12 protein-coding genes are annotated in these 13,162 nt (G+C 67.6%); 3 read left to right on the forward strand and 9 right to left on the reverse strand.

Translation table 11 applies throughout. The annotated features are described in order from the left end of the window. The 4 genes from K2L43_RS07955 to K2L43_RS07970 form a co-directional block, all read right to left on the reverse strand. Nucleotides 1-618 carry a DUF599 family protein gene (locus tag K2L43_RS07955; protein WP_255580556.1) on the reverse strand — a complete coding sequence of 206 codons (618 nt, stop codon included), beginning with the start codon at nucleotides 616-618 and terminating at the stop codon, nucleotides 1-3. A gap of 103 nt (nucleotides 619-721) precedes the next feature. Next, nucleotides 722-1,144: a YeeE/YedE family protein gene (locus K2L43_RS07960; RefSeq protein WP_220638818.1), complete on the reverse strand. Its 423-nt coding sequence runs from the start codon at nucleotides 1,142-1,144 to the stop codon at nucleotides 722-724. A gap of 22 nt (nucleotides 1,145-1,166) precedes the next feature. Continuing rightward, on the reverse strand, nucleotides 1,167-1,610 hold the full coding sequence (locus K2L43_RS07965; RefSeq protein ID WP_123676436.1) for a YeeE/YedE family protein: 444 nt from the start codon (nucleotides 1,608-1,610) through the stop codon (nucleotides 1,167-1,169). A 4-nt stretch (nucleotides 1,611-1,614) separates the two neighbouring features. Next, complete coding sequence (locus tag K2L43_RS07970; protein WP_220638819.1) at nucleotides 1,615-1,938, reverse strand: metalloregulator ArsR/SmtB family transcription factor; 324 nt, start codon at nucleotides 1,936-1,938, stop codon at nucleotides 1,615-1,617. A 107-nt stretch (nucleotides 1,939-2,045) separates the two neighbouring features. Here K2L43_RS07970 and K2L43_RS07975 point away from each other — a divergent pair, with 107 nt between their 5' ends. Next, on the forward strand, nucleotides 2,046-2,948 hold the full coding sequence (locus K2L43_RS07975) for an MBL fold metallo-hydrolase (protein ID WP_011805639.1): 903 nt from the start codon (nucleotides 2,046-2,048) through the stop codon (nucleotides 2,946-2,948). Nucleotides 2,949-2,986: 38 nt separating this feature from the next. On the opposite strand, the gene K2L43_RS07980 is transcribed toward K2L43_RS07975, so the two are convergent. From K2L43_RS07980 to K2L43_RS07995, 4 genes are all read right to left on the reverse strand, one after another. Beyond that, the gene (locus tag K2L43_RS07980; protein WP_011805638.1) at nucleotides 2,987-3,820 is read right to left on the reverse strand and encodes a TlpA disulfide reductase family protein; all 834 of its coding nucleotides are present in this window, start codon (nucleotides 3,818-3,820) and stop codon (nucleotides 2,987-2,989) included. Nucleotides 3,821-3,827: 7 nt separating this feature from the next. Further along, the gene (locus K2L43_RS07985; RefSeq protein ID WP_220638820.1) at nucleotides 3,828-5,288 is read right to left on the reverse strand and encodes an ATP-binding protein; all 1,461 of its coding nucleotides are present in this window, start codon (nucleotides 5,286-5,288) and stop codon (nucleotides 3,828-3,830) included. Then, nucleotides 5,285-5,962 carry a response regulator gene (locus K2L43_RS07990; RefSeq protein WP_220638821.1) on the reverse strand — a complete coding sequence of 226 codons (678 nt, stop codon included), beginning with the start codon at nucleotides 5,960-5,962 and terminating at the stop codon, nucleotides 5,285-5,287. The genes K2L43_RS07985 and K2L43_RS07990 overlap by 4 nt, the downstream gene beginning before the upstream one ends. 142 nt (nucleotides 5,963-6,104) lie before the next feature. Next, a complete protein-coding gene (locus K2L43_RS07995) occupies nucleotides 6,105-7,106 on the reverse strand; it encodes an IS1595-like element ISCsp2 family transposase (RefSeq protein ID WP_011805635.1) in 1,002 nt (333 codons plus the stop codon). Nucleotides 7,107-7,167: 61 nt separating this feature from the next. Here K2L43_RS07995 and K2L43_RS08000 point away from each other — a divergent pair, with 61 nt between their 5' ends. Both K2L43_RS08000 and K2L43_RS08005 read left to right on the forward strand, forming a co-directional pair. Next, nucleotides 7,168-8,853 (forward strand): VRR-NUC domain-containing protein, encoded by a 1,686-nt coding sequence (locus tag K2L43_RS08000; RefSeq protein ID WP_220638822.1) that lies wholly within the window; start codon nucleotides 7,168-7,170, stop codon nucleotides 8,851-8,853. Further along, the gene (locus tag K2L43_RS08005; RefSeq protein WP_220638823.1) at nucleotides 8,850-11,462 is read left to right on the forward strand and encodes an ATP-dependent DNA helicase; all 2,613 of its coding nucleotides are present in this window, start codon (nucleotides 8,850-8,852) and stop codon (nucleotides 11,460-11,462) included. Before K2L43_RS08000 ends, K2L43_RS08005 begins: the two co-directional genes overlap by 4 nt. Before the next feature lie 717 nt (nucleotides 11,463-12,179). Here the strand turns inward: K2L43_RS08005 and K2L43_RS08010 are convergent. Then, nucleotides 12,180-13,151, reverse strand: coding sequence for a phosphonate dehydrogenase (locus K2L43_RS08010; protein WP_067511980.1), 972 nt, complete (start codon nucleotides 13,149-13,151; stop codon nucleotides 12,180-12,182). Between the last annotated feature and the right edge of the window lie 11 nt (nucleotides 13,152-13,162).

Here is a 13,162-nt window from a genome sequence, read left to right on the forward strand (position 1 = left end):
TCAGCGGTCCACGTCCAGCCAGCCCCACATCGACAGGAACAGCGCCACCGCAACGGCAGCGCCCAGCAGGCTGTGGATGTAGAACAGCGCCAGCGGCACCGCCCAGATCATGAGGCGCAGCGACTGGCTGTAGTACAGGCCCGCGCGCATCAGACTGCGCTCGCCCAGGGTCTGCCATGACCGGCGCGCAGCGGACTCCACCGGCATGCCCGCCACGAAGCCAGCGTGGTGGTAGTTGCGCGCCGCCAGCATCGAGGTCAGGAATGCCAGTGCCAACAGCACCAGCACGGCGAACGCGTTCCAGAAGGCCAACCCCTGGTCGGTGCCCAACGGTGGAAAACCGTGGTGCCACCACTGCGACGGCCAGTGGCCCTGGGTGAGCGTAAGCCCGCCCATAAAGGCCAGGGTGGCGGTGGTCGCCGTCATGGTGCAGGACATGAGCGAGTTGCGTAGCGTCTGGACCCCCAGCACTTCGGTGCCCTTGTGCTGCGCAATGGCGGTAAACCATTCCTGCCGCAACCGGGTATGGGCGCGTGTGGCGGAAGGTGCCCACGCCCAGTGCCGCACAAGGTACAGCAACGGCAGCGCGGCGGTGAGGAGAAACAACAGGGAGTCCATGTGCATCGCTATGAATTAAGGAGCTTATAGCGCTTGCTGGTATTGGTTTTCAATGCGTTACTGCGATGAATTCAGCCAATGACAAGCGCTGCCAGCTATTTTTTCAGGAGCGCGTGCGGCGATCCCAGAAGTGTTGCAGCTGCATCCCCGCCAGCATGGCGGCCACGAACAGCCAGACCTCGCCGCGCAGCGTCCCCAGGTTCATCACGGCCGGGCCGGGGCAGAACCCCGCCAATCCCCAGCCAATGCCGAACAGCGCCGCGCCGGTCAGCAGGCGTTTGTCCACCGCGGTGGAGGAGGGCAGCTGCATGGGGTCTCCCAGCAGCGAGGTCTTGCGCTTGCGGGCCCAGGTGAACGCCACCAGGCCCACAACAATGGCGCCCCCCATGACGAAGGCGAGCGAAGGGTCCCATGCGCCGAAGAAGTCCAGGAAGTTCTGTACTTTTGCGGGATTGCCCATGCCCGACAGGATCAGGCCCAGTCCGAAGATCAGGCCGGCGAGCAGTGATGCGATGGCAGAAGCCATGGTGTTTCTCCTTGAGATGGGGTCAGGCCAGCACGTGACGCACCACGAACACCGTGGCGGCGCCGGCACCGATGAAGGTCAGGGTGGCGGCCAGGGAGCGCAGCGACAGGCGCGAGAGTCCGCACACGCCGTGCCCACTGGTACAGCCCGACCCCAGCCGGGTGCCAAAGCCGACCAGCAGGCCGGCCAGCACGATGACCAGCGGGTTGCTGGGCATCTCCATGGGTGGCAGGGGGGCGATGAGCTGCCAGACCAATGGCGCCACCACCATGCCGATCACGAAGGCCGCACGCCAGCCCCAGTTGGCAACGCTGGCCCAGCTGCTGCGCTGCAGCAGCGCGCCCACGATGCCGCTGATGCCGGCGATGCGCCCCAGCAGCACGATCAGCAGCGCCGCGGCCAGGCCGATCAGCATGCCGCCGGCCAGCGATGACCAGGGGGTGAACGAATTCCAGAGGATGGTCATGGGATCAAGTTCCTTGCTTGCAGAAAAGGCGATGGATGGCCTGCATCAGCTGCAGTGCGCGGTCGTCCGCCAGTTGGTACCAGATGAATTTGCCTTCACGGCGGGTTTGCACCAGCCCGTCGCGGCGCAATACGCCCAACTGCTGCGACAGCGTGGGCTGGCCGATGCCGGTGAGCTGCTCCAGCTCGCCCACGGTGCGCTCGCCTTCGGTCAGCTGGCACAGCAGCATGAGCCGGTCTTCGTTGCCCAGCAGCTTGAGCATGGTCACGGCTTCGCCCGCATGGGCGCGCATGGCGGGCAGGTCCAGGGTCGTGGCGTCGTCAATCATGATGGAGGTGCAAAACAATATGTTTTCATATAATATATCAAAAAATAAATTGTTGTTGGTTGGTGGTGCTGCTTCGGCACTTCCGTCTTCATTGCGAAAGGACCTTCATGCCCCACGCCTCCATGCATATCGAGCCCTTCTTCGACCCCGTGACGGGCACCGTGAGCTATGTGCTCGCAGACACCGACGCCGGCCAAGCGGCAGTGATCGACCCCGTGCTGGATTTCGAGCCGAAGTCCGGCACGCTGACCAGCGCGTCATCGGACCGCATCATTGAATACGTGCGCCGCCAGGGCTGGCAGGTGCAGTGGATCCTGGAAACCCACGCACACGCCGACCATCTCTCGGGCGCGCAGCACATACGCCACCACCTCGGCGGCAAGGTCGCCATCGGCGCGCACATCCGCGCGGTGCAGCAGCTCTTTCGCAGCGTGTTCCATTTCGAGCGCAGCTTCCTGCCCGACGGCAGCCAGTTCGACCACCTGTTCGAGGACGGCGAGACCTTCCATGTCGGCGGGCTGGAGCTGACGGCGCTGCATGTGCCGGGCCACACGCCTGCCGACATGGCCTACCGCGTGGGTGACGACGTGTTTGTGGGCGACACGCTGTTCATGCCCGACGTGGGTACGGCCCGCGCGGACTTTCCGGGTGGCGATGCCGCCACGCTGTACCGCTCCATCCAGCGCCTGCTGGCGCTGCCCGCGCACACCCGACTGCACATGTGCCACGACTATCCGCCCGAGAACCGCGCACCTGCCTGGGTCAGCACCGTGGCAGAGCAACGCAGCGGCAACATCCATGTGCACGAGGGCGTGACCGAGGCCGCGTTCGTGCAGATGCGCACCGCGCGGGACGCCACACTGGCGATGCCCACGCTCATCCTGCCTTCGGTGCAGGTCAATGTGCGCGCCGGCAAGCTGCCGCCCGCGCAGGACGACGGGCGTACCTATATCCAGCTGCCCATCAATGCGTTCCTGAAAGGGGCTGGCGCGCCGCAGGGCATGTCGTGATGCCGGCGGCGCACCTCTTTGCGCCAGCGGCCGCGTTGCTAAGGGGCGGAGTGGCCGCTGATGAGCGCGAGGTGTTGGGCCAGCGTGGCAGCCGACAGCTCGCCCACGCGCACCGCGGCCAGACGGCCCTGGCGGTCATAGAACAGGGTGGTGGGCAGGGCTTTGTGGCCCAGCGCGCTACCCAGCTGGCCCGCTGAGTCCAGCAGCACATCGGCGGCCGGCAGGCGCTGCTGCGCAGCAAACCGGGCGACTGTCTCGGGAGGCTCCCCCTGGTTCACCCACAGAAAACGCACCTGTGACTGGGGCGACTGGGCCTCGCGCGCCTGCAGCATGACGGGCATCTCGCGCCGGCAGGGTGGGCACCAACTGGCCCACAGGTTCACCACCACGGGCTGCCCCTTCAGTTCTGGCAGGGCGACCGTGCGCGCATCCAGCGCCACGCCTTGCCATGAGGGCAGGGCGGCCTGCTCGCGCGGTGCCGTAGCCTGCAGCACGCCCCAACCCAGCAGCCATACGCCGGCGAATGTGGCCAGCCCTGCCGTGGCGCTCTGCCGCCATGGGCTGCGGCGCAGCCACAGCAGCGCGACATAGAGCAGCGCGGCGCCCAGGCCCGCCCAGGGCGACCACCCGCCGTCGCGGATGTCGAGCACAGCCACCGGCGCGCTGGCATACAGATCCGCATAGCGCAGCACAAAGCCCAGCCGCGCCGCGATCAGTGCGACCAGGGGCAGCCGCCAGCCATGCGGGCCGCCCGTCAGGCCACGCCGTGCGGCCAGTCGCTCATGCACCATCGTGCCCAACTGCCAGGCGCCCAGGAGCACCAGCAACATCCACGGCAGGACCAGTGGGCCCAGGTGCAGTACGCGGTCCACGGCGGCGTCAGTCCCTTGCCGCCGAAGAGGTCACTGCCAGCGCCGGAAGGCACAGCCGCGCCCGCAGGCCGGGCTCGGCCGGCTCCAGCGTCAGCGTGCCATGGGCGCTTTCGGCGATGCGGCGCACGATCGTCAGGCCCAGGCCGCTGCCGGGCGAGGTGCTGGACTTGCGCCAGAAACGCCGCAGCGCTTGCTCGCACTCCGCAGGGGTCAGGCCGGGGCCTTCGTCGCGCACACAGACTTCCACCGTGCCCGGGCCGGCATCATCGGCTTGCCAGCGCAGCGTGGCACTCACAGGGGCGGGGCCCTGGTGATGGCGCAGCGCGTTGTCGATCAGGTTGGTGATGGCGCAGGCCAGCAGCGCGGGGGGCAGCGGTAGCTGTATTGCCTGCCAGGCTGCCGGGTCGGCGGGTATTTCTGCCGCGTCCAGCGGTGGGGAGGGCAACTGAATGCCCTCGTTCTCGGCACGCTGCAGGGACTGGCTGCAGGCCAGGCGGAAGGCCTGCGCGATGCCGGTGCCCACGGTGGCGCGCGCCTCTCCCGCGCTGGCGCTTTCCACGCGTGCAAGCTGCAGCAGTTGCTCCAGCGTGGCGTGCATGTGGTCGATGCCTTCGCCCGCTTGGCGCAGTGCGTTGGCGGCCTTGTCGGGGCTGGCGTTGTTGTTGCCCGCGGCAAGTGTCAGCTGCGCCACCTGCACATGGGTCTTGATGGCGGTGAGCGGCGTGCGCAGCTCATGCGCCGCGTCGGCGGTCCAGCGGCGCTCGTGTTCCATGCTGGCATCCATGCGCGCCAGCAACTGGTTCAGGCTGTCCACCAGCGGGGCCAGTTCCTTGACGTCGCGGCCCGACTGCACGGGCGTGGGGTCGTGGGGTGGGCGCTGCACCAGCTCCTCGCGCAGGCGCTGCAGCGGGCGCAGGCTGCGCGTGCCCATCCACCAGGTCAGCAGCAGGATGACGGCAAGCGCCAGCACGAAGGGCAGCACCAGCGTGCGCACGAAGGTCTGCACCAATTGGTCACGCACATCCAGCCGGTCGGCGGTGGCCACGCGCACCCCCTTGTCCTCCAGCACATAGGTGCGCCACTGCTTGCCGCCCTTGGTGATCTGGCCAAAGCCCGCGTTGCCGGCAGAGGCCATGTCCGGGATGTTGTTGGTGCGCGCGATGGGCAGGATGTCCACTTCGCTGCGCACCAGGCTCACCTCGCAGGCCACACCATCGCGGCCAATGACCGACAGGAGCGCATCGTTGCTGGCGCGCGGCGCTACCGCCAGCTCGGCCTGCTGGAACTGCTGCACGATGCCCACCACCATCCGGGCCGATGCGATGAGACGGTCGTCCAGCAGCGTGCGCAGCTCGCGCTGCATGTTGGTGAACTGCCAGATCGCCACGCCGCTCCAGACCAGGCAAATGGTCAGGCTCAGGCCCAGCACCAGCCGAACCCGCAGGCTTTGCATAGGTCGTGCCGTCATGCCGCACCGCCGCAGTACCGCGTGCCCAGCCGAAAGCCCAGGCCGCGCACGGTGTCGATCACATCGGCGCCCAGCTTCTTGCGCAGATGGTGCACATGCACGTTCACGGTGTTGCTGCCCACGTCCTGGTCCAGGCCGTACAGGCTGTCATGCAGCTGCGCCGCGCTCAGCACGCGCCCGTGCGCCTGCAGCAGGGCCTGCAGCAGCGCCCATTCGCGGCGCGAGATGTCTATCGCCACGCCGTTGCGCGTGACTTCGCCGGTGGCCATGTTGACCTGGCAGTCGCCCAGCGCCAGCAGGTCGCTGGTGCGCCCGCCCGCGCGGCGCAGCAGGGCGCGCAGGCGCAGCACCAGCTCCTGCAGGTCGAAGGGTTTGGTCAGGTAGTCGTCGGTGCCGGTCTGAAAGCCGGCCACCTTGTCCTCGATGGTGCTGCGCGCGGTAAGGATCAGCACCGGCAGCGCCAACCCCTTGCCGCGCCACTGGCGCAGCAGGCTGATGCCGTCGCCATCGGGCAGGCCTAAGTCCAGCACGCAGGCATCGAACTGGCGGCTGGTCATGTGGGCCTGCGCCTGCGCCACGCTGCCCGCGGTGTCGCTGGTGAAGCCGTGCAACTCCAGCCCGGCCTGGATGCCGCTGGCCACCAGTGCGTTGTCTTCGACGATCAGGATGTGCATGCGGCCCGCTTGGCAAAAGCCCGCATTCTAGGAACGGCGCGTTATCCCCACATTAACGGCGCACCCGCTGCGCCGGTATCATTGACTGTATAAACGCAAGGGGTATCTATTTAGCTCCAGCAGCCCCATTGATACTGTGATTTCATCCAGCAATGGTATCCGATTGGCTCTCCCCGGTGTTCTTGCTCACGACATCCCCATACGTCACTGGCGGCGTAACCACCGCTTGCTGCAGCAAGCGGTAAAACAGCATCCCGCGTGAGCTGGATGTGCGCCGGTTGAAACGGAACACGAATTCATCGAGATAGGCGTCCAGGTGGTCTGGCTGTACAGAGCCATGATGTGTTCCCAGCACCCAGCGCTGTACCAGTGAGGCGACCCGGTGCACTCCCGCCATGGAGACATGGGCAGGTACGCCTGAGCCGAGCATGACGGTGCGCTGGTGGGTGTAACCCAGTTCTCCCAGAGCGCGGTATGCCGCCGAACCATCCGTGCGTACCTGGGCTCCAGGCTCGACCACCTCCTGCACAAAGGGGATTACGTGGGTGGCGGCGTCTCGGTCAATGCGGCGTAACCGGATGCGCCCAAACCCCTTGGGCTCCACGATCTCCACCGCCATGACCATCAACACTTTGGTGGTGCTGCTCTTGCGCCCTGCAGGGGTGGCGGGATTCTTGCGATCCGTGATGGACAGGTACGTTTCATCCACCTCCACAAGCCCCTTGAGCTTGTCCCGGCCCGGGCGGACCATGGCACGTCGAAACCGGTGCAGCATGGTCCAGGCGGTCTGGTAGCTCCCCAAACCCAATACGCGCTGCAGCCCCAGGGCGCTCACGCCTTGTTTCTGATTGGTCAGGTACCAAGCTGCAGCCAGCCAGACACGCAGCGGTGTGCGCGTCTTGTCAAAGATGGTTCCAGATGTCACTGTGCCTTGGTACTGGCATGAGCGGCACATCAGGCGGGTGCGGCTGGCGCGGTACACATCGCCAGCGTTGCCGCAACGCGGGCAGACGAAGCCTTGGGGCCACCGAAGCTTCTCCAGGAACGCCTGGCAAGCCTCTTCGGTGGCAAACCAGTCAAGAAATTCGTTCCAGGTGCGGGGGTAGTCCCCTCCAGGAGTTGGCGTTAGCATCTGGGTTTCCATCCAGCTATTCTCACGTCACTGGAGCTAAATAGATACCCCTTATAAACGCACAGTCTTTTGTATGCCGCAGCCCGGCCCTGCGCCCGCACCGCACCGCTTTTACTACCTGCACAACTTCCAGCGTGCGCTGGACTGGCTGCACACGCGCTATGGCGACCTGCTCGGTGTGGACGACCTGCAGTTCCTCACCGACTTTCGGCAACTGCCCCAGGCCGCACAGGCCCTGCTGGTGCGCATGGTGATGCGGCGCAGGCCGTGGTTTCGCGCGAGCAAGCTGGCCTATGACGAGATTCCCGACACGCGCGACGCTGCCGCGCCGTTGCTGTCGCGGGGCTGGCTGTGCGCCGATGCGCCCCTGGGTCTATCGGAGCTGTTCGCTTTGCACACTAAGCGCGAGCTGCTACAGATTTTGCAGGGCACTGCGCTGCACCCCACCATGCGCAAGGCCGAGATGCTGCAGGCCCTGGTCGACCGCGCTGACCTGCGGCAGCCCTACGCCGCGTGGCACCCGCACGCCGACGAGCCCGTGTGGCAGGTGACGGTGGGCGCGCGCTGCGAGCGCCTGCGGCTCATGTTCTTCGGCAACCTGCACCAGAGCTGGGCGGAGTTCGTGCTGGCCGACCTGGGCGTGTTCCGCTACGAGGCCGTGCCGCTGGACGCTGCCTCGCGCGCCTTCCAGCATCAGGCCGATGTGGACACCTACCTCGCCCTCAGCGCCTGCCGCCAGGCGCTGGACGCGGAGGGCTTCGACGCCGCTGCGCTGCTGCAGGCCCTGGCCGCCGCGCACAGCGCCACGCCGTGGCTGGAGCAGCGCCGCGCGCGGGTCCTGCTGCGCGTGGGCCAGGCCTGCGAGCGCGCGCGCGACTGGCCGCTGGCCGCCCAGGCCTACGCCGCCAGCCGCGCCCCCGGTGCGCGCCACCGCCATATCCGCGTGCTGGAGCGCATGCAATGCTCCGATCAGGCTCTAGCCCTTGCCCATCAAGCGCTGGCTGCTCCTGAAAGTGAAGAAGAACACCAGCGCGTGGCGCGCATGCTGCCGCGCCTGCGCCGCAGCCTGGGGCAGGGCGGCGGGCCGCGCCGGCCCGCGCTGGCCCCGGCCGTGGCTGCGCTGCGCATGGACGTGGAACTGCCCGCGCCCACGCCGCCCCAGTCGGTGGAGCACGCGCTGCGCGCGCACTGGCACTGCGCCGAGGCACCGGTGTTTTATGTGGAGAACACGCTCGTCAACGCGCTGTTCGGCCTGCTGTGCTGGCCGGCCATCTTTGCGCCGCTGCCGGGCGCGTTCTTCCACCCGTTCCAGAGTGGCCCGGCCGACCTGGGCGCGCCCGACTTCGTGGCGCGCCGCCAGGCCCTGTTCGACGCCTGCCTGGCCGAGCTGCACGACGGCCGCTACCGCGCCACCATCCTGCAGCGCTTTGAAGAGAAGCACGGCACCCAGTCGCCCTTCGTGGCCTGGGGCGCGTTGAGCGCCGAACTGCTGGCGCTGGCGCTGGAATGCATTCCGCCGGCGCACCTGGAGCGGCTGTTCGCCCGGCTGCTGCGCGACGTGCAGGCCAACCGCACCGGCCTGCCCGACCTGGTGCGCTTCTGGCCCGGCCGCCCGCCCGGGGCCGAGCGCTATGCGCTGGTGGAGGTGAAGGCCCCCGGCGACAAGCTGCAGGACAACCAGATCCGCTGGCTGGATTACTGCGTGGCGCAGGGCATTCCGGTGCAGGTGTGCCACGTGCAGTGGTGCGGCGCGGCATGACGGCCGCCCCGCGCCCCCACGTGGTGGCCGTGCGCGCGCTGTGCGAGTTCACGGCCCGCACGGGCGACCTGGACCTGCGCTTCACCCCCGCTCCCAGCGCCCTTGAGGGCATGGAAGGCCACCGCGCCGTGCAGCAGCGCCGGGGCGCCGGCTACGAGGCCGAGGTGCCCCTGAGCGGCACGTACGACCACCTGACGGTGCGCGGCCGTGCCGATGGGTGGAACGCAGCGTTGGGGCAGCTTGAAGAAATCAAGACCTACCGCGGCACGCTGGACAGCGTGCGCCCCCACCACCGCGCGCTGCACTGGGCCCAGGCCCAGGTGTACGGCCACCTGCTGTGCCAGGCGCGCGGGCTGGCGGGGCTCAAGCTCGCGCTGGTCTACGTGCACGCCACCACCCATGCCGAGACCGTGCTGGTGCAAGAGAACACCGCCGCCGCGCTGCAGGCGTTCTTTGCCACGCAGTGCCAGCGTTACCTGGCTTGGGCGCACAGCGAAGCCGCGCACCGCCAGCAGCGCAACGCGGCCCTGGCGCTGCTGCGTTTTCCGCTGCCCGCGTTCCGCGCCGGGCAGCGCGACCTGGCCGTGGCCGTGTACCGCACCGCGCACCCCAACGCAGAGGGTGCCAGCGCCCCCGCCGGGCGTTGCCTGCTGGCCCAGGCGCCCACCGGCATCGGCAAGACCCTGGGCACGCTGTTCCCGCTGCTCAAGGCTATGGCGCCCCCGGCTATGGCGCCCCCGGCTATGGCGCCCCCGACCACGGTGCCCCCAGCCACGGTGCCCCCGGCAATGACCACGCCAGGGCAGGGCGGGCCAGCCCCGGCCGCTGCCGCATCCGGCGCCGCCGCCGATGCGGTGCCCAACGGGGATACGGAAGTCATCAAAAAAGAGAGCGCGCCACGCTCACTCAGCGGCCTGGACAAGCTGTTTTTCCTCACCGCCAAGGGCACGGGCCACGGCCTGGCGCTGCACGCGCTGGCCCAGTTGCAGGGCGCGCTGGCCCCGCACGCGCCCGGCACGCCGCTGCGCGTGCTGGACCTGCACGCGCGCGACAAGACCTGCGAACACCCCGGCAGCGCCTGCCATGGCGATGCCTGCCCGCTGGCGCGCGGCTTCTTTGACCGGCTGCCCGCCGCCCGCGCCGCCGCCGTGCAACAGCCCGCGCCTTGGGATGCGCCCGCCGTGCGCAGCGTGGCGCTGCAGCACGGCATCTGCCCCTACTACCTGTCGCAAGAGCTGGTGCGCTGGGCCGACGTGGTGGTAGCCGACTACCACTACTACTACGACAGCGCCGCCATGCTGTACGCCCTCACGCAGCAGCAGGGCTGGCGCGTGGCCGTGCTGGTGGATGAAGCCCACAACCTGCTGGAGCGCGCGCGCAGCATGTACACCGCGCCGCTCTCGCCCTTCGAGCTGGCCGCCGCACGCCAGGCCGCCACCGGCCCCGTGAAGAAGGCGCTCGACGCGCTGCACCGCCAGTGGAATGCGTTGAGCAAGACCGTGAGCCAGGCCGCAGAAGACGCTGACGCGCCGGGCGCACCCGGCGCACTGCACACCGGCGCCACCGCACCCGCGCTCCCCATCGCCGCCACGCCCAGCTACCAGGCCCACACCACCGTGCCGCCCGCGCTGCTGGGCGCCGTGCAGCGCGCCGTAGGCGCCATGGCCGAGGCCCAGGCCGACCAGCCCCTGCCGCCGGGCGACGCGGTGCTGGTGTTCTACTGGTCGCTGCTGCACTTCCAGGCCCTGGCCGAGCAGTTCGGCCCGCATGCGCTGTTCGACCTGCAGCGCACCGCCACGCCACCGCGCAGCCGCAGCGGCCGGGCCCGCACACCCGCCACCACGCTGTGCATCCGCAACGTCATGCCCGCGCCGCACCTGGCCGCGCGCCACGCCGCGGCGCAGGCCACGGTGCTGTTCTCGGGCACGCTCAGCCCGCCGCAGTTCTATCGCGACCTGCTGGGCCTGCCGCCCGACACCGCCTGGCTGGACGTGGCCGCCCCCTTTGCCGCCCACCAGCTGCAGGTGCGCGTGGCCCCGTACATCTCCACCCGCTGGCGCGACCGCGAGGCCTCGCTCGCCCCCATCGCCGATCTGGTGGCCGCGCAGTACGCGCGCCAGCCCGGCAACTACCTGTGCTTTGCCAGCAGCTTCGACTACCTGCAGCGCGTGGCCGCCACCCTGGCCCAGCGCCACCCGCAGGTGCCCCAATGGCAGCAAACGCGCGAGATGGACGACGCCAGCCGCGCCGCCTTCCTCGCCCGCTTCACCGAAGGTGGCCAGGGCGTGGGCCTGGCCGTGCTGGGCGGCGCCTTTGCCGAAGGCGTGGACCTGCCGGGCACCCGCCTCATCGGCGCCTTCATCGCCACGCTGGGCCTGCCGCAGGTGAACGCGGTGAACGACGCCATGCAATGTGCGCTGGACGAGGCGATGGGCCCTGGCCAGGGCTATGCCTGCACCTACCTCTACCCCGGCCTGCGCAAGGTGGTGCAGGCCGCCGGCCGCGTGATCCGCACCGAACACGACCGGGGCGTGGTGGTGCTGATGGACGACCGCTTTCAGCGTGCAGAGGTGCGCGCGTTGTTGCCACGGTGGTGGCTGGTGGGGTGAGGGGCTGGGTTCGGATGGGGGGCAGCACGCGTGCCCGTGATACCGAACGGTGCTGAATGCTATGAATTTGGTAGCTGCTAGCGCTTATCTAAAGCGCCTTAGCGGCCTATTTAACTGATAGGCCGGCAGGATTTAATTCCCCGAATCGGCTTGAAGGGAAAGCTGATTTTTCAGTGAAATGCTCAGAAGGCGCTGAGCAAAGACCGCGCTTCAAAGGCTGTGGGGCAGCTTGCGGCCAGAAGGGGCCGGTCGCAACGCCTGCTGGGCTGGCTGCTTCAGGCTGATCTCCGACACTCGAACCTAACGCCTGAAAGTTCGCGTGTTGCGCAACTGGTCATTGGCCGAGCAGGGTCTCAAGCGACCGCTTTGTTGCTCAGACCGGTCACTCTATTGATGCGAGCCGGGCAAGGTAGCAGGAGCAACTGATCACACCAAGGATGAATTGGTTCTCCCGACCCGCTGCGGTCGGTGTTGATGTAGGCAACGATCCCAGAAAACCGTCCGAGAAACCGGGGGAATCCCACCCCGGATACTTGGCGGCACGGCTTATCGGAACCATTGCGAAGAGCATCCGCAGTTGGCCCGCGGGTCCGAAACACGTAGCCAAGGTCTTCTCAAAGAATTAGATCGGCCAGAACCATAGAACGTCCAAAAGCATTCTCTGGTGTGGTGACCTCATGGCTGCACCGAGCAGTGCGAAGCTGCCACATGAGCCGCTCAGTGCGATGCCTCGTAGTGTGCAAGCGGCTCATTACCATTTAACGCAACGAGCAAATTTTCAGCAGCGCGCAACTCGATAGCGAGACGGACCTTCTTCACAGCCGATCCGATGTGGGGAGTGAAGACGGTGGAGGGGTGTTGCAAGAGTTCCGGATGAATCTGGCGAGGGCGATCTGCAAGCAGCCAGTCCTCCATCTCATAGACATCGGCGGCGTATGCACCCAGGCGCTCGTCCTTGAGCGCCCGTGCCACGGCAGCCTCGTCCACAACCGAGCCTCGCCCAATGTTGACCAGGATCTGCCCCCGCCGAACACCTTCAAGCATGGTGTCATTGACGAGGTGACGCGTTACGTCCAGCAGCGGAACGGCCAGAATGACATAGTCGGATTGCGACAGGGCCTCACCCAGGCTCACCATGGTCAGGCGTTCGTCATCACCATGCGGGTCCACGCCCAGCAGTTGAGCGCACCCGAAGCCACAGAGACGGTCCACAATGGCCCGCCCAACGGCGCCAAGTCCGACGACCGCCACTATCGAGCCGTGCAACCCCATTCCGTACAGCTGGGGACGCCATCCTGCGTAGCTCTTGCGAACACTGACGTCACCTGCCAGCACATGGCGCGCGGCGGCGATGGCCAGCCCAATGGCGAGTTCTGCCGTGGGTTCTGTGAGCAGGTCAGGAACGAAGCTCACGCTGACACCGGCTTGCGCACATGCCTTGAGGTCAAAGTTGTCATACCCCTTCAGGGCGCAAGCGATGGTCTTGAGCCTGGGAGCGTGCAACAGGGTTCGCTGATCTACCCGGTCAGGCATGAAAGCCATCATTGCGTCGGCATCCTTCAGATGACGGTGGAGCTCGGCCTCGCTCCACGGCTCAGGACCGGGATTCATCACCACTTCACCAACCTGCATAAGACGCGCCAGTACCTCTTCATGAATGGGCTGCGTCACCACAATTTTCGGCATCATTACCTTCCTCT

Origin of the sequence: Diaphorobacter sp. MNS-0 (assembly GCF_019602835.1) — a bacterium.
Lineage (GTDB): Bacteria > Pseudomonadota > Gammaproteobacteria > Burkholderiales > Burkholderiaceae_C > Diaphorobacter > Diaphorobacter nitroreducens.

What these genes read in the sequence shown, in the direction of transcription:
- K2L43_RS07955 (WP_255580556.1), bottom strand. Translation starts at nt 618, where the DNA reads ATGGACTCCCTGTTGTTTCTCCTCACCGCCGCGCTGCCGTTGCTGTAC.
- K2L43_RS07960 (WP_220638818.1), bottom strand. Translation starts at nt 1,144, where the DNA reads ATGGCTTCTGCCATCGCATCACTGCTCGCCGGCCTGATCTTCGGACTG.
- K2L43_RS07965 (WP_123676436.1), bottom strand. Translation starts at nt 1,610, where the DNA reads ATGACCATCCTCTGGAATTCGTTCACCCCCTGGTCATCGCTGGCCGGC.
- K2L43_RS07970 (WP_220638819.1), bottom strand. Translation starts at nt 1,938, where the DNA reads ATGATTGACGACGCCACGACCCTGGACCTGCCCGCCATGCGCGCCCAT.
- K2L43_RS07975 (WP_011805639.1), top strand. Translation starts at nt 2,046, where the DNA reads ATGCCCCACGCCTCCATGCATATCGAGCCCTTCTTCGACCCCGTGACG.
- K2L43_RS07985 (WP_220638820.1), bottom strand. Translation starts at nt 5,288, where the DNA reads ATGACGGCACGACCTATGCAAAGCCTGCGGGTTCGGCTGGTGCTGGGC.
- K2L43_RS07990 (WP_220638821.1), bottom strand. Translation starts at nt 5,962, where the DNA reads ATGCACATCCTGATCGTCGAAGACAACGCACTGGTGGCCAGCGGCATC.
- K2L43_RS07995 (WP_011805635.1), bottom strand. Translation starts at nt 7,106, where the DNA reads ATGGAAACCCAGATGCTAACGCCAACTCCTGGAGGGGACTACCCCCGC.
- K2L43_RS08000 (WP_220638822.1), top strand. Translation starts at nt 7,168, where the DNA reads ATGCCGCAGCCCGGCCCTGCGCCCGCACCGCACCGCTTTTACTACCTG.
- K2L43_RS08005 (WP_220638823.1), top strand. Translation starts at nt 8,850, where the DNA reads ATGACGGCCGCCCCGCGCCCCCACGTGGTGGCCGTGCGCGCGCTGTGC.
- K2L43_RS08010 (WP_067511980.1), bottom strand. Translation starts at nt 13,151, where the DNA reads ATGATGCCGAAAATTGTGGTGACGCAGCCCATTCATGAAGAGGTACTG.